This window comes from Enterobacter cloacae complex sp. P27C (assembly GCF_014895705.1).
Classification (GTDB): Bacteria; Pseudomonadota; Gammaproteobacteria; order Enterobacterales; family Enterobacteriaceae; genus Enterobacter; species Enterobacter bugandensis.
Window position 1 is genome coordinate 1 of record NZ_JADBQB010000008.1, and the last position, 23,943, is coordinate 23,943.

Annotated in this window: 22 protein-coding genes and 5 tRNA genes; 10 read left to right on the forward strand and 17 right to left on the reverse strand. The window is 55.7% G+C overall.

Going from position 1 to position 23,943, the window contains the following annotated elements; genetic code table 11:
- The 5 genes from IM291_RS16690 to IM291_RS16710 form a co-directional block, all read right to left on the reverse strand.
- A partial coding sequence (locus tag IM291_RS16690) for a GTP-binding protein (RefSeq protein ID WP_227507214.1) occupies positions 1 to 158 on the reverse strand: 158 nt, incomplete at its 3' end.
- A 118-nt stretch (positions 159 to 276) separates the two neighbouring features.
- Positions 277 to 352: transfer RNA gene (locus IM291_RS16695), tRNA-Thr, on the reverse strand.
- A 6-nt stretch (positions 353 to 358) separates the two neighbouring features.
- Positions 359 to 433 (reverse strand) — tRNA-Gly (locus tag IM291_RS16700).
- A gap of 117 nt (positions 434 to 550) precedes the next feature.
- Positions 551 to 635 (reverse strand) — tRNA-Tyr (locus IM291_RS16705).
- A gap of 8 nt (positions 636 to 643) precedes the next feature.
- A tRNA-Thr gene (locus IM291_RS16710) sits at positions 644 to 719 on the reverse strand.
- Positions 720 to 1,036: 317 nt separating this feature from the next.
- On the opposite strand from IM291_RS16710, the gene coaA reads away from it, so the two are divergent.
- The gene (gene coaA, locus IM291_RS16715; RefSeq protein ID WP_032644951.1) at positions 1,037 to 1,987 is read left to right on the forward strand and encodes a type I pantothenate kinase; all 951 of its coding nucleotides are present in this window, start codon (positions 1,037 to 1,039) and stop codon (positions 1,985 to 1,987) included.
- Between the two features lie 44 nt (positions 1,988 to 2,031).
- Here coaA and dppF read toward each other — a convergent pair whose 3' ends face one another.
- From dppF to IM291_RS16760, 9 genes are all read right to left on the reverse strand, one after another.
- The gene (dppF, locus tag IM291_RS16720) at positions 2,032 to 3,045 is read right to left on the reverse strand and encodes a dipeptide ABC transporter ATP-binding subunit DppF (RefSeq protein WP_048960888.1); all 1,014 of its coding nucleotides are present in this window, start codon (positions 3,043 to 3,045) and stop codon (positions 2,032 to 2,034) included.
- Positions 3,042 to 4,025 carry a dipeptide ABC transporter ATP-binding protein gene (gene dppD, locus IM291_RS16725; RefSeq protein WP_041911597.1) on the reverse strand — a complete coding sequence of 328 codons (984 nt, stop codon included), beginning with the start codon at positions 4,023 to 4,025 and terminating at the stop codon, positions 3,042 to 3,044. The genes dppF and dppD overlap by 4 nt, the downstream gene beginning before the upstream one ends.
- A gap of 10 nt (positions 4,026 to 4,035) precedes the next feature.
- Entirely contained in the window at positions 4,036 to 4,938 is a 903-nt protein-coding gene (dppC, locus tag IM291_RS16730) for a dipeptide ABC transporter permease DppC (RefSeq protein ID WP_028015093.1), read from the reverse strand.
- Between the two features lie 9 nt (positions 4,939 to 4,947).
- Positions 4,948 to 5,967: a dipeptide ABC transporter permease DppB gene (dppB, locus tag IM291_RS16735; protein ID WP_028015092.1), complete on the reverse strand. Its 1,020-nt coding sequence runs from the start codon at positions 5,965 to 5,967 to the stop codon at positions 4,948 to 4,950.
- Positions 5,968 to 6,144: 177 nt separating this feature from the next.
- Complete coding sequence (dppA, locus tag IM291_RS16740; protein ID WP_028015091.1) at positions 6,145 to 7,752, reverse strand: dipeptide ABC transporter periplasmic-binding protein DppA; 1,608 nt, start codon at positions 7,750 to 7,752, stop codon at positions 6,145 to 6,147.
- A 620-nt stretch (positions 7,753 to 8,372) separates the two neighbouring features.
- Positions 8,373 to 8,449, reverse strand: a tRNA-Pro gene (locus IM291_RS16745).
- A 91-nt stretch (positions 8,450 to 8,540) separates the two neighbouring features.
- Positions 8,541 to 10,235 carry a kdo(2)-lipid A phosphoethanolamine 7''-transferase gene (eptB, locus tag IM291_RS16750; RefSeq protein ID WP_028015090.1) on the reverse strand — a complete coding sequence of 565 codons (1,695 nt, stop codon included), beginning with the start codon at positions 10,233 to 10,235 and terminating at the stop codon, positions 8,541 to 8,543.
- 237 nt (positions 10,236 to 10,472) lie between these two features.
- On the reverse strand, positions 10,473 to 11,675 hold the full coding sequence (locus IM291_RS16755) for an MFS transporter (RefSeq protein WP_041911599.1): 1,203 nt from the start codon (positions 11,673 to 11,675) through the stop codon (positions 10,473 to 10,475).
- 236 nt (positions 11,676 to 11,911) lie between these two features.
- Positions 11,912 to 12,454, reverse strand: a complete 543-nt coding sequence (locus IM291_RS16760) for a lipase (RefSeq protein ID WP_192971796.1) — start codon at positions 12,452 to 12,454, stop codon at positions 11,912 to 11,914.
- A gap of 160 nt (positions 12,455 to 12,614) precedes the next feature.
- On the opposite strand from IM291_RS16760, the gene tag reads away from it, so the two are divergent.
- Together tag and IM291_RS16770 are read left to right on the forward strand one after the other, a co-directional pair.
- The gene (gene tag, locus IM291_RS16765; protein ID WP_028015087.1) at positions 12,615 to 13,196 is read left to right on the forward strand and encodes a DNA-3-methyladenine glycosylase I; all 582 of its coding nucleotides are present in this window, start codon (positions 12,615 to 12,617) and stop codon (positions 13,194 to 13,196) included.
- Positions 13,174 to 13,620 carry an N-acetyltransferase gene (locus IM291_RS16770; RefSeq protein ID WP_041911602.1) on the forward strand — a complete coding sequence of 149 codons (447 nt, stop codon included), beginning with the start codon at positions 13,174 to 13,176 and terminating at the stop codon, positions 13,618 to 13,620. The genes tag and IM291_RS16770 overlap by 23 nt, the downstream gene beginning before the upstream one ends.
- Here the strand turns inward: IM291_RS16770 and IM291_RS16775 are convergent.
- Complete coding sequence (locus IM291_RS16775) at positions 13,583 to 15,862, reverse strand: molybdopterin guanine dinucleotide-containing S/N-oxide reductase (protein WP_248111291.1); 2,280 nt, start codon at positions 15,860 to 15,862, stop codon at positions 13,583 to 13,585. The genes IM291_RS16770 and IM291_RS16775 overlap by 38 nt on opposite strands.
- Before the next feature lie 211 nt (positions 15,863 to 16,073).
- On the opposite strand from IM291_RS16775, the gene IM291_RS16780 reads away from it, so the two are divergent.
- The 6 genes from IM291_RS16780 to ghrB all read left to right on the forward strand — a co-directional run bounded on the left by IM291_RS16780 (position 16,074) and on the right by ghrB (position 22,061).
- The gene (locus IM291_RS16780) at positions 16,074 to 16,736 is read left to right on the forward strand and encodes an OmpA family lipoprotein (protein WP_008502762.1); all 663 of its coding nucleotides are present in this window, start codon (positions 16,074 to 16,076) and stop codon (positions 16,734 to 16,736) included.
- A gap of 114 nt (positions 16,737 to 16,850) precedes the next feature.
- A complete protein-coding gene (locus tag IM291_RS16785; RefSeq protein WP_192987342.1) occupies positions 16,851 to 17,867 on the forward strand; it encodes a LacI family DNA-binding transcriptional regulator in 1,017 nt (338 codons plus the stop codon).
- A gap of 103 nt (positions 17,868 to 17,970) precedes the next feature.
- The gene (locus tag IM291_RS16790; RefSeq protein WP_047363373.1) at positions 17,971 to 18,720 is read left to right on the forward strand and encodes a sugar phosphate isomerase/epimerase; all 750 of its coding nucleotides are present in this window, start codon (positions 17,971 to 17,973) and stop codon (positions 18,718 to 18,720) included.
- A 3-nt stretch (positions 18,721 to 18,723) separates the two neighbouring features.
- A complete protein-coding gene (locus IM291_RS16795; RefSeq protein ID WP_028015082.1) occupies positions 18,724 to 19,662 on the forward strand; it encodes a sugar kinase in 939 nt (312 codons plus the stop codon).
- A 117-nt stretch (positions 19,663 to 19,779) separates the two neighbouring features.
- The gene (locus IM291_RS16800; RefSeq protein ID WP_028015081.1) at positions 19,780 to 21,060 is read left to right on the forward strand and encodes an MFS transporter; all 1,281 of its coding nucleotides are present in this window, start codon (positions 19,780 to 19,782) and stop codon (positions 21,058 to 21,060) included.
- A 26-nt stretch (positions 21,061 to 21,086) separates the two neighbouring features.
- On the forward strand, positions 21,087 to 22,061 hold the full coding sequence (ghrB, locus tag IM291_RS16805; RefSeq protein WP_063155179.1) for a glyoxylate/hydroxypyruvate reductase GhrB: 975 nt from the start codon (positions 21,087 to 21,089) through the stop codon (positions 22,059 to 22,061).
- A gap of 58 nt (positions 22,062 to 22,119) precedes the next feature.
- Here the strand turns inward: ghrB and cspA are convergent, their stop codons facing one another.
- Positions 22,120 to 22,332 carry an RNA chaperone/antiterminator CspA gene (gene cspA / locus IM291_RS16810; RefSeq protein WP_003860775.1) on the reverse strand — a complete coding sequence of 71 codons (213 nt, stop codon included), beginning with the start codon at positions 22,330 to 22,332 and terminating at the stop codon, positions 22,120 to 22,122.
- Between the two features lie 247 nt (positions 22,333 to 22,579).
- Positions 22,580 to 23,290: a DUF3053 domain-containing protein gene (locus tag IM291_RS16815; protein WP_045260020.1), complete on the reverse strand. Its 711-nt coding sequence runs from the start codon at positions 23,288 to 23,290 to the stop codon at positions 22,580 to 22,582.
- 331 nt (positions 23,291 to 23,621) lie between these two features.
- Between IM291_RS16815 and IM291_RS16820 the strand changes: the two genes are divergently transcribed.
- Complete coding sequence (locus IM291_RS16820; protein WP_028015078.1) at positions 23,622 to 23,909, forward strand: HTH-type transcriptional regulator; 288 nt, start codon at positions 23,622 to 23,624, stop codon at positions 23,907 to 23,909.
- The last annotated feature ends 34 nt before the right edge of the window (positions 23,910 to 23,943 follow it).

Below are 23,943 nucleotides of genomic sequence, written 5' to 3' on the forward strand. Positions count from 1 at the left end.
GCGTTATCGATCTGGTCGAATGCACGAGCAGAACCACCGTAGGTTTTAGCCAGAACGGTAGTGATTGCAGCGGTCAGCGTTGTTTTACCATGGTCAACGTGGCCGATAGTACCGACGTTAACGTGCGGTTTTGTACGTTCAAACTTTTCTTTAGACATCGATTGTCCCTCTAAGACACGGATAAATCGGTGATATCACCACATCAACCAGGCGAAATGCCTGAATTGTTGAATACAGTAAAATTGAAACAGAGAGAAACGGGAAGGAGAAGTGAAGTGGTGCTGATACCCAGAGTCGAACTGGGGACCTCACCCTTACCAAGGGTGCGCTCTACCAACTGAGCCATATCAGCACGTATTGGAGCGGGCAGCGGGAATCGAACCCGCATCATCAGCTTGGAAGGCTGAGGTAATAGCCATTATACGATGCCCGCATCCTGAAACTCGGCTACCCAGTTCTTTCTGTAACAAAAAAAGAGATTTCTCTCTTTTTCAGTTTGAGCTGGCTAATTTTTCCAACCAGCTCCGGCGGCATTTACGCTGCCAGAAAGTGGTGGTGGGGGAAGGATTCGAACCTTCGAAGTCTGTGACGGCAGATTTACAGTCTGCTCCCTTTGGCCGCTCGGGAACCCCACCGGACTTGATGGTGCCGACTACCGGAATCGAACTGGTGACCTACTGATTACAAGTCAGTTGCTCTACCTACTGAGCTAAGTCGGCATCAAGTAGCGCGCATTCTATGGATACCTGCGCGGTCATGCAACTAAAAATTTGCATAAAACGTTCTTTCGCTCACATTTTATGCGAACGCAGCGCTAAGCGATGTAAAAGTAGCCATTGCGGGTCAAATAATCAACATACAGGCATGATTTACATCGCATACACCGTAGCGTGACGGCTTCCGCGTAACGCAGCGCTTTCCATCTTTTTTCTTATTATTCCCGCCATCTGGTGTTAACCTCCTGCCCATTGTCCAAAATTAACTGTGTGATGAGCCACGTCCCGGCAGCATAGCGCTGGCTCACTGAAGCATGCTTATGAGCAAAAAAGAGCAAACGTTAATGACGCCTTATCTTCACTTTAACCGCAGCCAGTGGGCTGCCCTGCGTGATTCCGTCCCTATGACGCTGACGGAAGGTGAAATCGCACGGTTAAAAGGGATAAACGAAGATCTGTCCCTGGAAGAGGTGGCAGAAATTTATCTCCCCCTCTCTCGCTTGCTTAACTTCTATATCAGCTCCAACCTGCGCCGTCAGGCGGTGCTGGAGCAGTTCCTCGGAACCAATGGTCAGCGCATTCCTTATATCATTAGTATTGCGGGCAGCGTGGCCGTGGGTAAAAGCACTACCGCACGCGTGCTGCAGGCGCTGCTGAGCCGCTGGCCGGAACACCGCAGCGTTGAGTTGATCACCACCGACGGCTTCCTGCACCCGAACGAGGTCTTAAAAGAACGCGGGCTGATGAAGAAGAAGGGCTTCCCGCTCTCTTATGATATGCACCGTCTGGTAAAATTTGTCTCTGACCTGAAATCTGGCGTGCCGCACGTCACGGCGCCGGTCTATTCACACCTGATTTACGACCGCATCCCGGATGGGGATAAAACGGTAGTCCAGCCGGATATCCTGATCCTTGAAGGTTTGAACGTGCTGCAAAGCGGCATGGACTATCCTCATGACCCGCATCATGTATTCGTTTCGGATTTCGTCGATTTCTCTATTTATGTTGATGCGCCGGAAGATCTGCTGCAGAACTGGTATATCAACCGCTTCCTGAAGTTCCGCGAAGGGGCATTCACCGACCCGGACTCCTATTTCCACCACTACGCCCAGCTTTCTGAAGAAGAGGCGATTAATGTGGCCAGGGGGCTGTGGAATGAGATCAACTACGTGAACCTCAAAGAGAACATCCTCCCGACGCGCGAGCGTGCGAGCCTGATCCTCACCAAGAGCGAGAAGCACGCCGTCGACCAGATTCGCCTGCGAAAATAGTCAGGCAGACATAAAAAAACCGGCTTAGCGCCGGTTTTTTTTCGTTATGCGTGCGGCTTCTCGCCATTTTCATCCTGATCGACCGCAAAGCAGGCGACCAGCTGACCGCCATAATCCTTCAGCTGCGGCTGAAGCTGGGTGCACGGGCCAAAGCGGCGGCTGCAGCGCGCGTTGAAGGCACACCCCGGCGGCGGATTCAGCGGACTTGGCAGTTCACCCGTCAGCTTAATGCGCTCGCGACGATCGTCCGGGTTCAGACGCGGCGTCGCAGACAGCAGCGCCTGGGTGTACGGATGACGAGGATTATTAAAGATCTGCTCTTTGGTCCCCTTCTCCACGCAGCGCCCCAGATACATCACCATCACTTCATCGGCAATATGCTCCACCACCGACAGGTCGTGAGAGATGAACACATAAGACAGCCCCAGATCCTGCTGGAGATCCATCATCAGGTTCAGCACCTGCGCGCGCACGGACACGTCGAGCGCCGAAACCGGCTCATCGGCAATCACCACATCCGGATCGAGCATCAGCCCGCGGGCGATGGCGATACGCTGACGCTGGCCGCCGGAGAACATATGCGGGTAGCGATCGTAATGCTCGGTTTTGAGGCCGACCTTCGCCATCATTGCCAGCGCTTTTTCACGGCGCTGCTCTTTGCTCAGATTGCTGTTAATCAGCAGGGGCTCTTCCAGGATCTGTCCCACTTTTTTACGCGGGTTCAAAGAACCGTACGGATTCTGGAACACAATCTGGATTTTCTGGCGGCGCAGCTTCTGCGCCTGCGGATCGTGCTTGAGCAGATCCTGGCCCTGATAATAAAGCTCACCGCCGGTCGGGACTTCAATCATCGTCAGCAGACGGCCCAGCGTCGATTTCCCGCAGCCTGACTCCCCCACCACCGCCAGCGTTTTACCGCGTTCGAGGTTAAAGGAGACGCCGTCCAGCGCTTTCACCAGGCGCTCGGGGGCAAAAATCCCCTTTTTCACCGGGTAGTGTTTTTTCAGGTCGATGGCCTGCAACAGCGGCTGCTGCGTGGTGGCCTGTTGCGTACTCATAGTGTTGGCCTCCCGGCATCATCGAGTGGGTAGTGGCATTTTGACTGTCGACCGTCGGCCAGCAGATTCAGCTCTGGCTCCTCAACGCGGCATTTGTCCGTGGCATACGGGCAGCGCGGATTAAGCAGACAGCCCTGCGGACGGTCGTATTTGCCCGGAACCACGCCCGGCAGCGACGCCAGACGCGCTTTGTCCTGGGCAAACTCCGGCAGCGCGCGCAGCAGTGCCTGCGTATACGGATGACGCGGCGCGCGGAAGATATCGTGCGAATTTCCGGTCTCAACCACCTGGCCCGCGTACATCACGATGATCTTGTGTGCGGCTTCGGCCACCAGCGCCAGATCGTGCGTAATCAGCACCAGCGCCATGTTCTCTTTCTGTTGCAACTCCAGCAGCAGCTCGATGATTTGCGCCTGGATGGTCACATCCAGTGCCGTTGTCGGTTCATCCGCAATCAGCAGCTTTGGTCGACAGGCAATCGCCATGGCGATCATCACGCGCTGGCTCATCCCACCGGAAAGCTGGTGCGGGTATACGTCCAGCCGCGATGCCGGGTCAGGAATACCCACCTGGTTCAGCAGGTCGATCGCGCGCTGGCGACGGGTTTTCTTGTTACCACCCTGGTGCACCTTAATCGCTTCCATAATCTGGAAGCCGACCGTGTAGCACGGGTTCAGGCTGGTCATCGGGTCCTGGAAGATCATCGCCACTTCGGCGCCCACCAGCTGGCGGCGCTGTTTCTCAGAAATGCGCTTAAGGTCCTGACCGTTGAACTGCAGGTTTTCCGCCATCACGCGGCCCGGGTAATCAATCAGCCCCATGATTGCCAGTGAACTCACCGACTTACCGGAACCGGACTCCCCGACGATACCAACCACTTCGCCCTGATTGACGCTGTAGCTGATGCGGTCCACGGCGCGAAACGGGGTGCCTTCGTCGCCGAAGTGCACCGATAATTTATCTACATTTAATAACGCCATCTCGTGCCTCTTACTGCTTCAGTTTGGGATCAAGCGCATCACGCAGGCCATCACCCATCAGGTTAAATGCCAGCACCGTCAGCAGGATTGCCAGACCCGGGAAGGTGACAACCCACCAGGCGCTTTGTGCGAACTGCAACACGTCGGAGAGCATGGTGCCCCACTCCGGTGTTGGCGGCTGCGCACCCATGCCCAGGAAGCCAAGAGCGGCCATATCAAGAATGGCGTTAGAGAAACCGAGCGACGCCTGAACGATCAGCGGCGCAAGGCAGTTAGGGAAGATATTAACGAACATCTGGCGCATCGCACCGGCACCCGCCACGCGAGAGGCGGTGACGTAGTCGCGGTTCACTTCCACCAGCACCGCCGCGCGTGTTAATCGCACGTAGTGAGGAAGCGCCACGAAGGTCAGCGCCAGGGCGGCGTTACCGATCGACGGGCCGAAGATCGCCACCAGCACCAGAGCCAGCAGCAGGCTTGGCAGTGCCAGCATGATGTCGACGATACGCATAATGATGTTATCAACGATGCCGCCGAAGTAACCGGCAACCAGGCCGAGGATGATCCCCATAATCAGGGAGAGCACCACCACCAGACAGCCAACCAGCAGCGACAAACGCGCGCCGTACATCAGACGCGACAGCACATCGCGGCCCACATCATCGGTACCCAGCAGGTGCGCCAGACTACCGCCGTCCTGCCAGGCAGGAGGTGCCAGCAGCGCATCGCGGAACTGATCCGCCGGGTTATACGGCGCCAGAAAGTTCGCAAACACCGCAATCAGGATCATGATAGCGACATACACCAGCCCGACTACCGCGCCTTTATTGCGCTTGAAGTAGTGCCAGAACTCCTGCAGCGGCGTCATTGGAACCGGTGCAGCAACAGCTTTGTTTTCAGAAACCTGTGACATGATGGCCCCTTACTTCTTATGACGAATACGCGGGTTCACCACGCCGTACAGCAAATCGACCAGCAGGTTGACGAGGATAATCATCGTCGCGACCAGCAGCACCCCACCCTGCACCACCGGATAGTCACGGCGTTGCAGCGCATCAATCAGCCAGCGTCCGAGGCCCGGCCAGGAGAAGATGGTTTCCGTCAGGATCGCCCCCGCCAGCAGCGTACCCACCTGGAGGCCGATAACGGTCACCACCGGCAGCATGGCGTTACGCAGCGCGTGGACGATGATGACGCGCATGCGGGTTAAACCTTTGGCGCGCGCGGTACGGATGTAATCTTCACCCAGCACTTCCAGCATGGAGGAACGGGTCATACGCACGATCACCGCCAGAGGAATGGTGCCCAGCACCATGGCAGGCAGGATCATGTGCGCAACGGCATCAATGAAGTTGCCCTCCTCGCCCCAGATGGCCGTGTCGATCAGCATAAAGCCGGTTAACGGATTGGTATCATCAAGGAAGACCATATCGCTGACGCGTCCGGAGACCGGCGTCAGGTTCAATTGCACCGAGACCAGCATGATCAGCATCATGCCCCACCAGAAGATAGGCATGGAGTAACCGGTCAGCGCCAGACCCACGGCGGTATGGTCGAAAATAGAGCCACGCTTAACGGCAGCCAGTACCCCAACAGGAATACCCACCGCAGTGGCGAAAATCATGGCGCAGATGCCAAGCTCCAGCGTCGCTTTAAAACGCGGCACGAACTCGTCCCACACTGGAAGACGGCTTTTTAACGAAATCCCTAAGTCACCGTGCATCACGCCCCAGATATAGTGGAGGTACTGCTGCCACATCGGCTTATCGAGGCCGAGTTCAGCCAGCAGCTGCGCATGACGTTCAGGGGAGATACCACGCTCGCCCGCCATAATCATTACCGGGTCGCCGGGGATCATATGGACGAAGGCAAAAGTGAGAAGGGTGATACCGATAAACGTCGGGATAACAAGTCCCAGACGTCGGAGGATGAACTGCAACATAACCCGGATTCTCTCTGATGACGCACGGCCAGTGGCGTGACGTCTGTATTGCTCACAAATCTTATTCCCTCCCCTTTCAGAGAGGCAATAAAGCACTGCTGCCGGGTGGCGCTACGCTTACCCGGCCTACATACCGTAGGCCAGTGCAAGCGCAACGCCGCCTGGCGTTGCTTTTAATTATTCAACCGATACGTTTTCGAAGTGGTGTTTGCCCAGTGGATCAACCACGTAGCCCTTCACTTCTTTACGTACTGGCTCATACACGGTGGAGTGAGCAACAATCAGCGCCGGAGCCTGATCGTGCATAACAACCTGAGCCTGCTTGTAGAGTTCAATACGTTTGTTGTGATCGTCGGTCGCACGCGCCGGCTGGATCAGGTCTTCAAACGGCTTGTAGCACCAGCGAGAGTAGTTAGAGCCGTCTTTCGCTGCCGCACAGCTGAACAGGGTGGCGAAGAAGTTGTCCGGATCCCCGTTGTCACCGGTCCAGCCCATCATTACCGCCTGGTGCTCACCCGCTTTGGCGCGCTTCAGATACTCGCCCCACTCGTAGGTCACAATCTTGGCCTGAACGCCAATTTTCGCCCAGTCAGCCTGGACCATTTCCGCCATACGGCGTGCGTTCGGGTTGTACGGACGCTGTACCGGCATCGCCCACAGCTCGACGGTAAAGCCTTTGTCCTGGCCCGCTTCTTTCAGCAGCGCTTTCGCTTTCTCAGGATCGTAACTGTAGTCCTTAACGTCGTCGTTATAGCCCCACATGGTTGGTGGGATCAGGTTCTTGGCAGCAACGCCCGCGCCCTGGTAAACGGCCTTGATGATCGCTTCTTTGTTCACCGCGTAGGTCAGCGCCTGACGTACTTTCACGTCATCAAACGGTTTCTTCTCGGTGTTGAAGGAGAGATAGCCCACGTTCAGGCCCGCCTGCTCCATCAGGTTGATGTTCTTGTCCTGCTTCATGCGCGCGATGTCTGCCGGGTTCGGGTACGGCATCACCTGGCATTCATTTTTCTGCAGTTTAGCGTAACGTACGGATGCGTCAGGCGTGATGGAGAAGACCAGACGGTCGATCTGCGGCTTGGTGCCCCAGTAGCCCGGGAAGGCTTTATACAGAATACGGGAGTCTTTCTGGTACTGCAGCAGCTGGAACGGGCCGGTACCGATTGGGTTCAGGTCCACTTTTTCCGGCGTGCCGGCTTTCAGCATGTTGTCCGCATACTCTTTAGAGAGAATAGAGGCGAAGTCCATGGCCAGGTCAGCCAGGAATGGCGCTTCCGGACGGGTCAGCACGAACTGAACGGTTTTATCGTCTACTTTTTTCACTTCGGCGATCAGGTCCGGCAGACCCATCCCTTCGAAGTATTCGTAGCTGCCGCCAGACACTTTGTGGTACGGGTTCTGGGCGTTTTTCTGACGGTCGAAGGAGAACACAACGTCGTCGGCGTTAAAGTCGCGCGTTGGTTTGAATTCTTTGCTGTCCTGCCACTTCACGCCCTGGCGCAGGTGGAAGGTATAGGTTTTGCCGTCTTCGCTGATGTCCCACTTCTCGGCCAGACCCGGAATCACTTCCGTGGTGCCGGTTTTGAATTCAACCAGACGGTTATAGATCGGTACAGAGCTTGCGTCGTAAGTCGTACCAGAGGTAAAGAGCTGTGGGTTAAAGCCTTCCGGCGAGCCTTCAGAACAGTAAACCAGGGTTTTTGCCTGTACGCTTGCTGCCACGGTCATAGCCACCAGGCTCAGACCAAGCTTCAGCATCCCTGACTTCTTCAAGGAAATACTCATTATTCTGCTCCAATGTGATGTTTTGCTTTGTTGTGTTACGCCGCCAGACCTTTATTTATTTTTTACCCGGTCCGGTCGGAGGTGCCCGAAGGCGTTAAAGGGATGGAGAATCCTTTCAGAAGAGCGTTTGAGTTGCAGCGCAGATCGTCCCTGAAATGCCCCTCATGCCCTACAATCTGTCAACAGAATGTGAAAACGTCAATACAGGTGACGGGGATTTGCGCCGAGTGTGAGAAACCGCAAACAAAGATTAAAAAAACCCTGAACGCCAGTTTTCAGCAGGGAAATTTATGCTACTCGCCAACTTGCAGCACAAATATCTTCATATTTCGCAACAATCAGTGATTAACTTTTATTCAGAATGGGTAAATTTTCTTGCAGAATGGTGATTATCTGAGCACTAAATACCGCGAACGTTAAAACGCACAGCGAAAAATGCTGAGGTTATCCATAAGCAACGCGAAAAAAGATCAATCTATATATAAAAAAATACAATGGATTATGTCACAAAATCGTTAACAGGCAGGAAGAAGCGGGGATAAGGGGCATTTTACTGAATCAGGATAAGTAAGCCGTTAATGCAAAAAGGGCTAACCTTGCGGTTAGCCCTTTTCAGAATGTGGTCGGCGAGAGAGGATTCGAACCTCCGACCCACTGGTCCCAAACCAGTTGCGCTACCAAGCTGCGCTACTCGCCGAATGCGGAGCGCATCTTACTGCTGAGGTGCGCCCCCGTCAATCCCTTATTTTCAAAAAGCCATTCAACTGGCGATATTCTCGCCAGAGCAGCTACTGCGCGGCTTTTGCGGTGTTATCAGGGAGTTTACACCAGTTGTTGTTTTCGTTAATCCCACCGTTCGGTGAGGTATAGCCGAGGCAACCCATAATGGTGTCGTACAGCTCAACGTGACGGCGCGGCACCTTCATTTCCGCCTCTTTCTTAAGCTGCGCAAACATCTTCGCTTTCTCCGGATTTTCAAGATACTTATCCGACATCCACATGATCATCGGCACGCGGAACTGCTCCGGCGGTGCCAGCTTGCGCGGCGTACCGTGCAGGTGCTCTTTCTCATTAATGGACTCACCGTGGTCTGCGGCGTAGATAACAATCGCTTTTTTATCACGCAGCTGGTCAATCACGCGGCTCAGGAAGGTATCCACATACAGAACGGAGTTATCGTAGGCGTTGATCAGCTCCTGCTTGCTGCAGTCTTTATTAATGCCTACGCACTCAGGCTGCCATTTCGCGAAATCACGCGTGTAACGCTGGTAATAACTGTAATGCGACCCTTTGGTATGCAGAATGACGAGATGTTTGCCCTGCGGGTGATTCTTCAGAGACTGGGACATCTCCTCAAGCAGCAGCATGTCGTCAACGTTTTTCCCGCGGTTGCGAGGCTCGGCACCTATCTGCTCACGATACGCGATGTTATCTGCCAGCGTGTTGGTGTAGAACCACATCTCACTTTGCATGGCGAACAGATCGGAGCTAAATCCAAGCTGCTTCAGCACGGCAAAGACGTTTTGCTCTTTGAGGGTACGCTGCGGGTTATCGCTCGCCCCGCCTTCACGCACAAACATACAGCGCAACGAGAGCTTCGTGGCGGTATCGCAGGAATAGCCGCGGTAAGCCACCAGATTCTTCTCCTGCGCCAGTTTCGGCGTGGTATCGCGGTCATAACCGAGGATACCCATATGATCCCAGCGCGTCGTTTCACCGATGACAAAGACTACGTAAGTATCATCCAGCCCGTCAGCCGGCGCCTGGTAGGTGAACTTTTTGGTCGGGTTAATCAGCGATTTCACATCGCTGGATTCGTCCGCCTGTGCCCAGGCGTAAAGACCTAACGCGGACAGCCAGTTGGACGGCAGATACGAGTTAGCCACCACGCCGCCATAGCTCGGCATATCCACACCCGTCGCTTTTTCGATCCGTTTTTGCTGTTTTTCCATCAGGCGAATCGGCGCCCACACCAGCAGGCCCGCCAGCAGAACGACGGCGACGTTGCGGATACGCTGTCCCCGGGTACGCAGCTGGCGTAACAGGGTATAACGGCAGGTATTACTCCAGATAAAGAAGAGCGGGATCAGGCAGGTCAAAATCGTCCATATGATGAACCCTTGACCCACCACCTCTTTCGAGAGGTCGATGTCCGTGGTCATCACCGAGGCGACAATACCGTAGCCAATGACCACGTTCATGAATGTCATGTAATAGCTTGCGGCGGCAGAGATAATCACCACCAGCGAGGCCAGAATTTGCCATGTACGTCGGCCAAAAAGTGAGAGCAGGCGTAACAGGAAGAAGGTTGCCAGGATAGAGCCAAACACTTCAATGACGGCAAAAATTCCATTTCTTACGCTGAGGTGTTCGAAATAACCTTCCACACGTCTGAACAGTACCGCGCCATTCAGAAACAAACCGATATAGACAGCCAGCATCAGACACAATCTTTGCTGGGTAAGAGACCTAATATATTTCATGCAAACAACCCTGGGGGAAGGGGTATAAAGATCCGCCGAATCTCAGTGAGAAAGCTGACAGAGTAAGTAGATGCGAGCGAAACCGTTATCAGAAACGTCTACAAGCGCGATAAGTAGACCACAGCGGGAAAGAAAAGTGGCAGCAGAGAGTGTGATCGAGGAAATTTTTTACAAAATAACAAGTCCGAAAGTGATGTTGAGATAAAAAAAGAGGCCCTGAGGCCCCTTTTCATCGAATCATGCATGCGCTTCTTTATACACCTCGCGCTGCGGCTGACGAATCGTTGTGGACAGCGCCAGCGAGATAATCAGCAAGGCAAATATCACGCAGAAGGTTACGTAGAAGCCACCGAACAGCGAGGCAATCAGCGACCCGCAGATACTGCCGATACCGAAGCCGAGATAAATGACGCCGTAGTTTTTCGCCAGATTGTTGAGGCCAAAGAACTCGCTCACCAGCGACGGGAAAACGGTAATGGTGCCGCCGAAGTTAAAGGCGACGCAGGCAATCGCCGCAAAGAAGGTCGCCTCGTTCAGCGGTGCAAACAGCAGCGCCGCCATGCCTACCAGAGAGATGACCTGCCCCAGCGTAATCACGCGGATGCGGGCGATTTTGTCAGACAGGATACCGAGCACCAGACGACCCGAGAGGTTAGCAATGGAGATGACCGTCACCGCATTCGCCGCCGTCGCGGCATCCAGTTTTACCATCCCCTGCGCGATATCCTTTGCCACACCGATGACATACAGACCGCTCATGCAGGCCGTCAGGAACATCACCGCCAGCATCCAGTACTGCGGTTTACGCATGGACTGCGCGAGGGTGAAATCATTCTCCACCACGCCGTTAACGGTTTTCACTTCCTGCTGCGGGGCATCTTTCATCAGCGTGGCGCCAAACAGAATCATCACCAGGACAATTGCCCCCCAGATCATGAACGTTTTTTCGAGGCCAACGGACGCCAGCAGTTGAGAGTCGATAAATTTAAAGCCAAGGCTGCCCAGGCCATAGGAGCCGATAGCAAACGCGGAGATCAAGCCTTTACGCTCCGGGAACCACTTCACGCAGTTCGACAGCGTCAGCAGGTAACCTGCGCCGTCCGCCAGCCCCACCAGCACGCCGGCGCTCAGCCACAGCATCATCAGGTTGCTGGAATGCGCCGTCAGGAAAAAGCCCAGGCCCAGCAGAATGCCGGAGGCCATGGTCACGCGCTTCACGCCGAAGCGTTCCTGAAGTTTGCCCGCCACGGAAGAGGAAATCGCTAATCCAAGACTCAGCAAGCCGAAAGAGAATGCCACCTGGCTTATCGGCGCGCCGAGCTTATCAGACAAGGCGCTGTTAAACAGACTCCAGGTATAGACCGAACCCAGTGCGAACTGGGTAATGATGGTGCCGAATAGCGTCAGCCAGCGCGTGCGGTTATAGGTTGAGGTGTTCATGGCAGTATCCTGCAAGAGAAATTAAGGAAATTCGCTGAGGACACGATAAACAAAACCCCTAAACGCCAGGGGTAAAACGGCATGAAATGCAGGAGAAACGGAATGAAATGCCTGGAAGCGGGAATGAACGACCTTGCCAGAGAAGAAAACGTTTAAAGGTGAGTGACCACTATCACCACACCCCTCGCCGTTATTGTATTAAATATGTTACCGCAGCGTTTAAAAAAGTAACAACCCTAAAATTTGGCGCTTAAGCCCAGGGTATACAAATATTCTTCTTCCGACTGCTGGTTGTAGCTGATCTTCGCCCAGGGGTGTAAATCGCCGTACTGGGTATCAACACGCCACCCCAGCGAGTTCACGCTGGCATGCCAGAGGGGTTCGGTAAGCGACTGCGCGGTGGTTGTATCACTAAACGTATTTACCGTTGAGGGTGGAGTGCCCTCTGTGCGCCACGCCATGACCGGCCCGGTTGTGATATGCCCCGCCACGGGAAAATTCCAGCCAACGCTCAGAACGGTTTCCGCATCCGAACCGGATGGGTCGTTCAGCGAAAAGCCCGCAGCATTCTGCGAATGGTTAATACGCTCCGCGAGAATATCTTCATAACGAGGTTGGTGATCGGCGTCCCATGTATAGCGTTCTGTCGTATTACTTTGTGCATCTGAAACGATATATTCCTGTTGCCACGCAAAAACGGTGTTACATATAAGCAGGCAGGCTGAAACGCCCACCAGGCCAGAAGCAGCATGGCGACCACTGATTTTTTTTATCATCATCAAAGCGACTCCAGAAAGAGCCGAGTTCGGCGATATATGTCATTGTTCGAAGAGGTATTAGGGCATATAGCCCTGTATTAACTATTGTCTCTTTAGCAGACACGTCAAGCCGGGCAGATTGAAATTTTTGCGTTTATCGTATCAGGAAGGGAGATGACCTATGCAACGTTGCGGTTGGGTAAGCCAGGATCAGCTTTATATCGATTATCACGACAAGGAATGGGGCGTACCGGAAACCGACGGTGAAAAACTGTTTGAAATGATTTGCCTTGAAGGCCAGCAGGCCGGTCTGTCGTGGATCACCGTTCTGAAAAAGCGTGAGAACTACCGCAATGCCTTCCACCGGTTCAATCCGGCTGCGGTGGCCGCCATGACCGACGACGACGTGGAAAGGCTGGTTCTGAATCCCGGTATCATCCGCCATCGCGGTAAAATTCAGGCCATTATCGGTAACGCGAGGGCTTATCTGGCGATGGAGCAAAACGGCGAACCCTTCTCAGCATTTGTCTGGTCGTTTGTGGATAACGAGCCGAAGGTGACGCGGGCCGCCACGCTTGCAGAGATCCCAACCTCGACCCCTGCCTCGGATGCCCTGTCGAAAGCGCTGAAAAAACGCGGCTTCAAGTTTGTGGGCACCACCATCTGTTACTCCTTTATGCAAGCCTGCGGGCTGGTCAATGACCATATTACGGGCTGCATCTGCCACCCGGAGGGCAACCATGATCCGCAAATGGCACAGTGAGAATACCGCTCAGCTCCTGAGACTGTGGCTTGAGAGCACCACCGAGGCGCATCCGTTTATCGACGCCGCCTACTGGAAAGCGAACGAAGCGCTGGTGCGGGATGAATACCTTCCCGCCGCCGAAACCTGGGTCTGGGAGGAGAACGGCACGCCGCGCGGTTTTATCAGCGTCATACAGTCGCAGTTTGTGGGGGCGCTGTTCGTTACGCCAGCGTATATCGGAAAAGGCATCGGGCGCGCGCTGCTGAACCATGTTCAACAGCGCTTCCCGCACTTAACCCTGGAGGTGTATCAGAAAAACGTCCGGGCGGTGAATTTCTACCATGCTCAGGGCTTTCGCATTGAAGACAGCGCCTGGCAGGATGACACCCAACACCCGACATGGATCATGAGCTGGCAGGCGGATCAAACGCCGTTAAGGTAAGCTCGGGCCCCTCATATTTCTCGACCCAGGCCAGCGCCGTGTTCCCTGCGCAACCATTCCCCAGCTTCGAGCTGGGGAGATCTTTGGTCAGCACGTTAACCGCCCCGTTTTTACAGATCCCACCTTCGGTGGGCTCAAGGTCGGGCCAGGCTCCCTGATGAATACAGATCACGCCTGGCTTAATCCCGTCGCTGACCACCGCCCCTGCCAGCACCTGTCCACGCTGGTTCCAGACGCGCACCACGTCACCGTCCGCAATCCCACGCGCTTTGGCGTCTAAAGTATTCAGCGTAATTGGCTCCCGCCCGGCGACCGCATACTGCTCGCGCAGAGAGGTGTAGTTAAGCTGACTGTGCAGACGATGCGCCGGATGGGCAGACAGCACCTGCAGCTGCGCCGGCTGAGCGTTGCCGTGCCACTCGTCCGGCTCCAGCCACGAAGGGTGTGGCGGACAATCGGCATATCCAAAGCTGGCGATGCGCTCGCTGTAGATCACAATCTTGCCGCTCTCGGTTTTCAGCGGATGGTTTTCCGGGTCGCGACGGAAATCGGCGAAACGGACAAATCGGGCGTTCTGTTCGCTTTCCGGCATTTCGAGAATCTGGTTCGCCTCCCAGAATTCAGCAAATGGCGGAAGCGTCACGCCCTGCGCCGCACCACGCTGTCCGGCGATCTGGTAGAAACTCTCCAGCCACTGAAGGTCATTTTTCCCTTCGGTAAAGCGTTCGCGACCGCCCGCTTCCCAGAGCTCGCTCAGTTCAGCAAACACGTCAAAATCATCACGCGCTTCATCACGCGGGGCCACCACGCGCTTCATCGGCACCATATGCTGGTTGCTGTAATCGCCGGTCATGGTGAGATCGTTACGCTCAAACGACGTGGTCGCCGGCAGCACGATATCGGCATGTTTGGCCGAGGCGGTCCAGAAGCACTCGGAAATCACCACCAGCTCCGGCTTTTGCCAGGCGCGGATCAGGCGATTGGTATCCTGATGGTGCGTGAAGTTTGCCCCGCCCGCCCACCAGACAAACTTAATGTCCGGGAAGTGGCGGTCCAGACCGTTATGCTGATAAAAACCGCCCGGGTTTTCCAGGGCTTCAACGATTCGTGCCACCGGGATTTTATCCACGGCATCCACGCCGCCCTGCACCGAGCCTTGCAGGGACGCCAGCACCGCCGCTTTACGCGTTGGGTTACCGCCGTTCGCAAAATGATAGGAAAGACCAAAACCGCCGCCCGGCGTACCAATCTGTCCTAGCATCGCGGCAAGGGTCACCAGCATCCAGTGTTTCTGCTCGCCAAACTGCTGGCGCTGCATCCCCCAGCCGGACATTAACATCGTGGTATTTTTATGGAACAGTGCCGCCAGTTCGCGGATTTTAGCGGCTGGAACGCCACAAATTTCCGCGGCCCACTCTGCCGTTTTCACTACCCCATCAGATTGGCCCGTCAGGTAGTCGGCGAATTTGTCGAAGCCGGAGGTGCACCGGGCGAGGAAATCGCGGTCGTGCCAGCCGTTCTCCACCAGCGTATGGGCGATACCCAGCATCATCGCCACGTCGGTGCCCATATGCGGAGCAATCCACTCGGCGCAGTCGCCGAAGAAGTCCATGGTTTCAGAACGCATCGGATCAATGCAGATGATGCGTTTGCCGCTTTTGCGCAGCGCGTCGAAATACCCCATCCCCTGCTCGTCGCTGGCATTCCAGGCAATTTTCAGCGTGTTCAGCGGGTTGGCGCTCCACAGCACCACCACGTCGGTGTGCTGCAGCACCAGCGGCCAGCTGGTCTGCTGCTGGTACACTTCGTTTCCTCCCACGACGTATGGCATGATCGCCTGCGCCGCACCGGTGGAGTAATCCCCGAGATGACCGGTATAGCCCCCGGCCAGGCTCATGTAGCGCTGCAGCAGGGTCGAGGCCTTGTGCAGCACGCCGTTCGAGCGCCAGCCATAGGAGCCGGCAAAAATGGACGATGGGCCATAGCTGTCGCGAATGCGCTTATGCTGCGTATGGATCAGCGCCAGCGCATCGTCCCAGCTCACGCGAACAAACTCATCCTGACCACGGATCCCCTGCGGCTTATCCGGCGAGGCCAGAAAACCTTTGCGCACCATCGGCCAGCGCACGCGCGTTTTGCTGTGCACCTGATCGCGTACGACGGTCTGTAACGAATTGGGATGTTGTGTTGGCAGTGCCCCACGGGACGACAGAACATTTTCGCCATCGGTTTCGACCAGCATCGGCCCCCAGTGGGCGGCGGTCAGAATGGTTTTTGTTGAGGTGCTCAAGCGTGCGCTCCTGGTTGCGTGCAGGTTTACGGCCTTCTCGTTGAGGTCGTTTATGGTTTGTCACAAATTTCAGAGTTATACCCGGAATTTTCTCCGTATCTGGACGTCATAATCAACTGCCACGCTCGCCGTGGCAAAGAATAAAAAGGATTAAGGAAAGAAGATGAAAAAACGCGTACTCGTTATTGCCGCTCTGGTGAGCGGTGCACTGGCTGTTTCTGGCTGCACAACCAACCCTTACACCGGTGAGCGCGAAGCGGGTAAATCCGGCATTGGCGCAGGTATCGGCTCGCTGGTCGGCGCAGGCGTTGGGGCACTCTCCTCCTCCAAGAAAGACCGCGGCAAAGGTGCGCTGATTGGCGCAGCGGCAGGTGCGGCGCTGGGCGGCGGCGTCGGTTATTACATGGACGTGCAGGAAGCGAAACTGCGCGACAAAATGAAGGGAACCGGCGTGAGCGTCACCCGCAGCGGCGATAACATCATCCTGAACATGCCGAACAACGTGACCTTTGACAGCAGCAGCGCCACGCTGAAACCTGCGGGCGCGAACACCCTGACCGGCGTGGCGATGGTGCTGAAAGAGTACAACAAGACCGCCGTGAACGTGATTGGCTACACCGACAGCACCGGCAGCCAGGATCTGAACATGCGTCTGTCTCAGCAGCGTGCCGATTCCGTGGCCAGCTCCCTGATAACCCAGGGCGTTGAAGCAAACCGCATCCGCACCAGCGGCATGGGCCCTGCCAATCCTATCGCCAGCAACAGCACGGCGGAAGGTAAAGCGCAAAACCGTCGCGTAGAGATTACGTTGAGTCCGATTCAGTAATCCCCGAGGGAGAGGGCCGGGGTGAGGGCAACAGACCGCACACCCCGGCATGAACCACTTGCCATCGTTGATTTTCCCGCTAAGGTATTCTCACTAAATTCAGGGAAATCAGCGATGAGCAAACCAGCCCGGGCCACCATCAGCGACGTGGCGAAAGCCGCCAAAACCGGTAAAACCAGCATTTCGCGCTACCTCAACGGCGAGAAACATCTGCTGTCCGACGCATTGCTGGCGCGTATTGAACAGGCCATTGCCGATCTCGACTATCGTCCCAGCCTGATGGCGCGCGGGCTCAAACGCGGTCGCACCCGTTTGATCGGCCTTATTATCGCCGATATCACCAACCCCTACTCCGTCAACGTCCTCAGCGGTATCGAGGCCGCCTGCCGCGAGAAGGGCTTCACGCCGCTGGTCTGTAATACCAACAACGAAGTCGACCAGGAGCTGCACTACCTCGATCTGCTGCGCAGCTACCAGGTGGAAGGGATTGTGGTTAACGCAGTAGGCATGCGTGAAGAGGGCCTGAACCGCCTGCAGCAGTCCTCCCTGCCCATGGTCCTCATCGACCGTAAAATCCCGGAATTCGCCTGCGATGTCGTCGGGCTGGATAACACCCAGGCAGCCACAACCGCGACCGAGCACCTGATCGAACAGGGCTTCGAAGCGATTCTTTTCCTGAGCGAACCGCTGGGCATGGTAAATACCCGACGCGACCGCCTGGCGGCATTTCGCGCCACGCTTGCGCGTTATCCCGGTACGATCGCCGAAAATGCCGAAACGCCGCTTCACGAAGCCGACCAGATCGACAACACCCTGCGCCAGTTCCATACCCGCCATCGCGGGATGCGCAAAGCCGTTATCTCCGCCAACGGGGCGCTGACGCTTCAGGTCGCCCGCTCGCTCAAGCGCATTGGCCTGCACTGGGGCAGCGATATCGGTCTGCTGGGCTTTGATGAGCTGGAGTGGGCGGAGCTGGCTGGCGTGGGTATTACGACCCTTAAACAACCCACCTGGCAGATTGGCTATGCCGCTGTAGAACAAGTGATTCGTCGTATTGAAGGCACCCGCGATGCCGTACGCGAGCAGGTCTTCTCCGGCGAGCTGATCGTTCGCGGCTCCACCGCCCGTTAATTCCCCCTTGTGATAGCGATCATAAATTCGACATCCTGATCTTTTCTTTGGAACCGGTTCCATCTAGCGTAATAGTATTGATATGTTGCGATGGAGTCCGAAGATGGGCAGGAAAATCATGGTGGTCACCGCCGCGTATGGCGCGGAACAGGTGCGACAGGCAGGCGGTCAGCGGGCGATGCTCCCCGTTATTGCAGGCGCAGGGGCAGACGGCGTGGAGATCCGCCGCGAACTGTTTAACAGCGAAGAGCTGCTGGCGCTGCCTGCACTGAGCGAATCCATCGAGCTAATGGGTCTGCTGGCGTGCTACTCCGCGCCCGCCGCCCTGTTTATGGCCGACGGCACCCTTAACCCGGACCTGCCCCGCTATCTCTCTGAGGCCAACACTCTTAACGCCCTGTGGCTGAAGGTTTCCCTCGGCCATTTCAGCGACACACAGCCTCTCGACGCCCTGCGCGCCCTGCTGAATGCCAGCGGTATGGCGCTTGTTGTGGAGAACGATCAGACCGACTGCGGGCAGCTCGCGCCCATGCGGCGCTTCCAGGCCGCCTGTCGGGAAATGGCGTTGCCCGTCACGCTGACCTTCGACATGGGCAACTGGCTGTGGGTCGGCGACTCTCCCGAAGAGGCCGCGCGTCACCTGGCCCCTGCGGTGAGCTATATCCACGTTAAAGCCGCAGTGCCGCATAAAGATAACTTCCGCGCCGTGGCGCCGGACCGCGCAGACGCGCGCTGGCTGGATCTGCTCGGCCAGCTGCCTGCAGATGCTCCGCGCGGTATTGAGTTCCCGCTGGAAGGGGCGGATTTAACCGCCGTTACCCGTCATTATGTCAACCTGCTGCGCGAGGAGTAAATCATGCACAAAACGCTGGATGCCATCACGATCGGCGAGGCTATGGCGATGTTTGTCGCGACCGAAACGGGCGAACTGAGCGCGGTAGAGCACTTTATCAAACGCGTAGCGGGCGCAGAGCTGAACGTCGCGACCGGCCTGGCGCGTCTCGGTCTGAACGTCGGCTGGGTCAGCCGCGTGGGGGATGACAGCTTTGGCCATTTCGTTCTCGACTCGCTGAAAAAAGAGAATATTGATGCCGCAGGCGTCACCCTGGACGGACGCTTTCCTACCGGCTTTCAGCTTAAATCTAAAGTCGAAAATGGAACCGATCCCATCGTGGAGTATTTCCGCAAAGGTTCGGCGGCAAGCCATCTCTCAACGGAAGATTACCACGCTGGCTATTTTGCCTCCGCGCGCCATCTGCACCTGAGCGGCGTGGCGGCGGCGCTCTCTGACAGTTCCTATGAACTGCTGGACCATGCGGCAACGACCATGAAGTCGCTGGGCAAAACGATCTCTTTCGATCCGAATTTGCGCCCGGTGCTGTGGAAAAGTGAAGCGGAAATGGTCGAGAAGCTGAACCGCCTGGCGTTCCAGGCTGACTGGGTTCTGCCGGGCCTGAAAGAGGGGATGATTCTGACGGGTGAAAATACGCCGGAAGGCATTGCTGATTTCTATCTGAATCAAGGGGTAAAAGCGGTGGTGCTGAAGACCGGTGCCGATGGTGCATGGTTCAAAACGGCAGACGGCGAACAGGGCGCGGTCGCGGCGGTGAAGGTTGAGAACGTTGTCGACACCGTCGGCGCGGGCGATGGCTTTGCCGTAGGCGTCATTAGCGCCCTGCTGGAAGGCAAACCGCTGCAGCAGGCCGTCGCGCGGGGCAATAAGATTGGCTCGCTGGCGATTCAGGTGCAGGGCGACAGCGAAGGATTGCCAACGCGAGCAGAGCTCGGCGTTTAAATTCCCTCTCCCTGTGGGAGAGGGCCAGGGTGAGGGCAGCATGCCACACCAAATAATTAAGCCACCGTGTACCCTACAGACAACGGCGGTAACAACCTCAACAACAGAGGCAAGCCTATGAACAGTTCGACCAATGCAGTAAAACGCTGGTGGTACATCATGCCAATCGTGTTTATCACGTACAGCCTGGCGTACCTCGATCGTGCCAACTTCAGTTTCGCATCCGCAGCGGGGATCACCGAAGACCTCGGCATCACCAAAGGTATTTCATCCCTGCTGGGTGCCCTTTTCTTCCTGGGCTACTTCTTCTTCCAGATCCCCGGCGCGATTTACGCGGAACGCCGCAGCGTGCGTAAGCTGATCTTCATCTGTCTGATCCTGTGGGGCGCCTGCGCGTCACTGACCGGCGTGGTGAACAATATTCCTGCCCTGGCCGCCATTCGCTTTATTCTCGGCGTCGTTGAGGCAGCGGTCATGCCGGCGATGCTGATTTACATAAGCAACTGGTTTACCAAATCTGAACGTTCACGCGCGAATACCTTCCTGATCCTCGGTAACCCGGTCACCGTACTGTGGATGTCGGTCGTCTCCGGCTACCTGATCCAGTCCTTCGGCTGGCGCGAGATGTTTATCATCGAAGGGGTACCCGCAATTATCTGGGCATTCTGCTGGTGGGTGCTGGTAAAAGATAAGCCTGCCCAGGCGAAGTGGCTTTCCGAAGATGAAAAAGCCGCGCTACAGGCGCAACTGGATAAAGAGCAGCAGGGGCTGAAGGCGGTACGCAACTACGGCGAAGCGTTCCGCTCCCGCAACGTTATCCTGCTCTGCGCGCAGTACTTTACCTGGAGTATCGGCGTGTACGGCTTTGTGCTGTGGCTGCCGTCGATTATCCGCAGCGGCGGCGAGAACCTCGGCATGGTGGAAGTGGGCTGGCTCTCCTCCGTACCGTATCTCGCCGCGACCATCGCGATGATCGTTGTCTCTTGGGCGTCGGACAAGCTGCAAAACCGCAAGCTGTTTGTCTGGCCGCTGCTGCTGATTGCCGCTTTCGCCTTCATCGGCTCGTGGGCCGTGGGCGCGAATCACTTCTGGGCCTCATATACCCTGCTGGTGATTGCTGGTGCCGCCATGTACGCCCCGTACGGTCCGTTTTTTGCCATCATCCCGGAAATGCTGCCGCGTAACGTCGCGGGCGGTGCAATGGCATTGATTAACAGTATGGGCGCGCTGGGGTCGTTCTGCGGATCCTGGTTCGTCGGCTATCTGAACGGTGTGACCGGCAGCCCATCCGCGTCGTACATCTTTATGGGGGTAGCGCTTTTCGCCTCCGTGTGGCTTACTTTGATTGTTAAGCCTGCTAATAATCAACAGCACCTCGTCGGCGCACGCCACGCCTGAATCCTTAAAAATCAACGGAGATTAGCATGAAGCCGTCCGTCATTTTGTATAAAGCTCTGCCGGAAGATCTGCAGAAACGCCTGGAAGAACACTTCACCGTTACGCAGGTGAAGAACCTGAGCCCGGAGACCGTGGCGCAGCACGCCGATGCGTTCGCCAACGCCGAAGGCCTGCTGGGTTCAAGCGAAAAAGTGGATGTCGCCCTGCTGGAGAAAATGCCGAAGCTTCGTGCTACCTCAACCGTTTCCGTGGGTTATGACAATTTCGACGTGGATGCCCTGAACGCCCGTAAAATCCTGCTGATGCACACGCCACATGCCCTGACGGAAACCGTGGCAGATACGCTGATGGCGCTGGTGCTCAGCACGGCCCGTCGCGTGGTGGAAGTGGCCGAGCGTGTGAAAGCCGGCGAATGGACGAAAAGCATTGGGCCGGACTGGTTCGGCGTGGATGTGCATGGCAAAACGCTGGGCATCGTGGGTATGGGGCGTATCGGGCTGGCGCTGGCGCAGCGCGCGCATTTCGGCTTCAACATGCCGATTCTGTATAACGCGCGCCGTCATCATAGTGAAGCAGAAGAACGCTTCAACGCGCGTTACTGCGAGCTGGATACGCTGCTGCAGGAAGCCGATTTTGTTTGCCTGATCCTGCCGCTGACGGATGAAACGCGCCATCTGATTGGCAAATCCGCGTTTGAAAAAATGAAGAAGTCCGCCATCTTCATCAACGCGGGTCGCGGCCCGGTGGTGGATGAGCAGGCGCTGATTGAAGCGCTGCAAAACGGCGAGATCCACGCCGCGGGTCTGGACGTGTTTGAGCAGGAGCCGCTTCCGGTGGATTCCCCACTGCTGAGCATGCCAAACGTCGTCGCCCTGCCACACATCGGCTCTGCTACCCACGAGACGCGCTACAATATGGCGGCGACGGCAGTAGATAACCTGATAGCCGCGCTTGCTGGAAAAGTAGACAGGAACTGCGTTAACCCGCAGATCCAACAGTAGAAACGAAAAAACCCGCCAGAAGGCGGGTTTTTGAATTTTGTGCTACTGGGTTGGAAGCTTACAGGCTTACAACGTTACCAGCTGCTGGGCCTTTAGCGCCGCTTTCGATGGTGAAGGAAACTTTCTGACCTTCGTCCAGAGATTTGTAGCCATCGTTCTGGATAGCAGAGAAGTGTACGAACACGTCTTTAGAGCCATCGTCAGGAGTGATGAAGCCGAAACCTTTATCAGCGTTGAACCATTTAACCAGACCAGTCATTTTAGCAGACATAGAAATTACCTTATTAACAAATATATTGTGCCTTCCGGCTTGATGGATTGCGTTACAGATTTTTAAGCGATGAAGGAAGGGTCACTACGAAGGGTATCTATGGATAACAATCTGGACTGCTTTACTAAACTGCTTTAGGTCTGTGTAACAAACCGACGCGAACAGTTATACCGATGTGGTAGAGGAATGACAAGCGTTATTTTCTGAATGCCGAAAAAAAACCCCGCCTGAGGCGGGGTTTTTCGGTTTATTCTGTGGCAGCGACTGCTGCGCCCCACGCCTGGCTAAAGGCCTGGTGCTGGGCGGCCAGCGGCCCAATCAGCGTATTGTACTGACTTGCCTGCTGCGAGGTTGGGAACTGAATGCCGTTGGCAACAAAGCTCACCTGTGTCCCCTGCTGCGAGATGAAATCCCCGACCTGAACCAGCTGCTGAGTGAAGACCTGCGCGGCCGGAATCAGCGGTTGTATCGCTTCAGAGGGTTTCGTCACTACTTTCTCATACACTTTATCGAAGACCGGTTTAAGATCCTCGCCCTGCTTCAGCGCAGAACGTGACGCGTCAGCCTGCATTTTCGCGTTTTGCAGCTGCTGGCTCAGCACGCCGAGCGCACCGTTGGACTGGCGCAGCGGCTCGCGCTGAGTCATATAATCCTGGGGAACACGGATGGCGTTCACGCTATCCACTACCGGGCGGATACCGGAGTCCATCGCCTGGCTCACCTGCTGTGAATACCCATAAAGAATGGCGTAATCGGACACAAAGGGGCCAAACTGTTTTTTCTGATCCGCAGTCAGCGTCGGCAACCGCTCGCCGCTGCGCATCACTGTATTCTGCAGAAAATCGATAAACGCTTTGCGCTGATCGCCTTCTTTATCAAAACACCCACTCAGGCTAACAACCATCAACAACGCCGCAATAGGCGCAAACCAGCGAGAGCAGGACTTTCCTGTCGCCATTTTATTACTCCTTTCACCCAAAAAAGCGCACACCGGCACACGCGTGCCCGACGCTGACAAGGATAGTCCAGGTCAGCCTTGCAAGATACTCTTTTCATGTAAAACGACTATTGCCGATTTATTTCTTACTATTTACAAAAAAATACCTGGCGAAGCCGACATATGGTTAATCAGGGAATTAGCATAACTATCCAGATAGCTGAATCGCGTAAAGCGATCGTTACCGCACGATTAATCACAGCCGTGACGATCCTTGGTTTGTATTAGGGACTATTCTTAATTGGCTCTCTGATGTTCTTGATCACGATGTGAGATTTAAGAGGAGTTCTCAATGGAATATAAAGATCCTGAGTTTGAGCTGCTGAGCAGTCTGGAACAGATCGTTTTTAAAGATGTACCGCAGGCCATTACCCTGCAACAAAAATCCAATCCCTTTACAGAATATGAGCAATTGCGCAAAGGGACAGGACTGAAAACTGAAGAATTCGCCAGAGCGATGGGTGTCAGCGTGGCTATGGTGCTGGAGTGGGAGTCAAAACGAGAGAAACCCACCCCAACCGAGTTAAAGCTGATGCGCCTGATTCAGGCCAACCCTGCACTCAGCAAACAGATAGCGTAGTAAAGTTTGAACGCCCCCGCCTCTGCGGGGGCTT

What these genes read in the sequence shown, in the direction of transcription:
- dppC (WP_028015093.1), bottom strand. Translation starts at nt 4,938, where the DNA reads ATGTCACAGGTTTCTGAAAACAAAGCTGTTGCTGCACCGGTTCCAATG.
- IM291_RS16775 (WP_248111291.1), bottom strand. Translation starts at nt 15,862, where the DNA reads ATGCTGGTCGAAACCGATGGCGAAAATGTTCTGTCGTCCCGTGGGGCA.
- dppF (WP_048960888.1), bottom strand. Translation starts at nt 3,045, where the DNA reads ATGAGTACGCAACAGGCCACCACGCAGCAGCCGCTGTTGCAGGCCATC.
- ghrB (WP_063155179.1), top strand. Translation starts at nt 21,087, where the DNA reads ATGAAGCCGTCCGTCATTTTGTATAAAGCTCTGCCGGAAGATCTGCAG.
- IM291_RS16790 (WP_047363373.1), top strand. Translation starts at nt 17,971, where the DNA reads ATGGGCAGGAAAATCATGGTGGTCACCGCCGCGTATGGCGCGGAACAG.
- IM291_RS16785 (WP_192987342.1), top strand. Translation starts at nt 16,851, where the DNA reads ATGAGCAAACCAGCCCGGGCCACCATCAGCGACGTGGCGAAAGCCGCC.
- dppA (WP_028015091.1), bottom strand. Translation starts at nt 7,752, where the DNA reads ATGAGTATTTCCTTGAAGAAGTCAGGGATGCTGAAGCTTGGTCTGAGC.
- dppD (WP_041911597.1), bottom strand. Translation starts at nt 4,025, where the DNA reads ATGGCGTTATTAAATGTAGATAAATTATCGGTGCACTTCGGCGACGAA.
- IM291_RS16800 (WP_028015081.1), top strand. Translation starts at nt 19,780, where the DNA reads ATGAACAGTTCGACCAATGCAGTAAAACGCTGGTGGTACATCATGCCA.
- dppB (WP_028015092.1), bottom strand. Translation starts at nt 5,967, where the DNA reads ATGTTGCAGTTCATCCTCCGACGTCTGGGACTTGTTATCCCGACGTTT.
- IM291_RS16815 (WP_045260020.1), bottom strand. Translation starts at nt 23,290, where the DNA reads ATGGCGACAGGAAAGTCCTGCTCTCGCTGGTTTGCGCCTATTGCGGCG.
- IM291_RS16770 (WP_041911602.1), top strand. Translation starts at nt 13,174, where the DNA reads ATGATCCGCAAATGGCACAGTGAGAATACCGCTCAGCTCCTGAGACTG.
- coaA (WP_032644951.1), top strand. Translation starts at nt 1,037, where the DNA reads ATGAGCAAAAAAGAGCAAACGTTAATGACGCCTTATCTTCACTTTAAC.
- cspA (WP_003860775.1), bottom strand. Translation starts at nt 22,332, where the DNA reads ATGTCTGCTAAAATGACTGGTCTGGTTAAATGGTTCAACGCTGATAAA.
- tag (WP_028015087.1), top strand. Translation starts at nt 12,615, where the DNA reads ATGCAACGTTGCGGTTGGGTAAGCCAGGATCAGCTTTATATCGATTAT.
- IM291_RS16780 (WP_008502762.1), top strand. Translation starts at nt 16,074, where the DNA reads ATGAAAAAACGCGTACTCGTTATTGCCGCTCTGGTGAGCGGTGCACTG.
- IM291_RS16760 (WP_192971796.1), bottom strand. Translation starts at nt 12,454, where the DNA reads ATGATGATAAAAAAAATCAGTGGTCGCCATGCTGCTTCTGGCCTGGTG.
- IM291_RS16795 (WP_028015082.1), top strand. Translation starts at nt 18,724, where the DNA reads ATGCACAAAACGCTGGATGCCATCACGATCGGCGAGGCTATGGCGATG.
- IM291_RS16820 (WP_028015078.1), top strand. Translation starts at nt 23,622, where the DNA reads ATGGAATATAAAGATCCTGAGTTTGAGCTGCTGAGCAGTCTGGAACAG.
- eptB (WP_028015090.1), bottom strand. Translation starts at nt 10,235, where the DNA reads ATGAAATATATTAGGTCTCTTACCCAGCAAAGATTGTGTCTGATGCTG.
- IM291_RS16755 (WP_041911599.1), bottom strand. Translation starts at nt 11,675, where the DNA reads ATGAACACCTCAACCTATAACCGCACGCGCTGGCTGACGCTATTCGGC.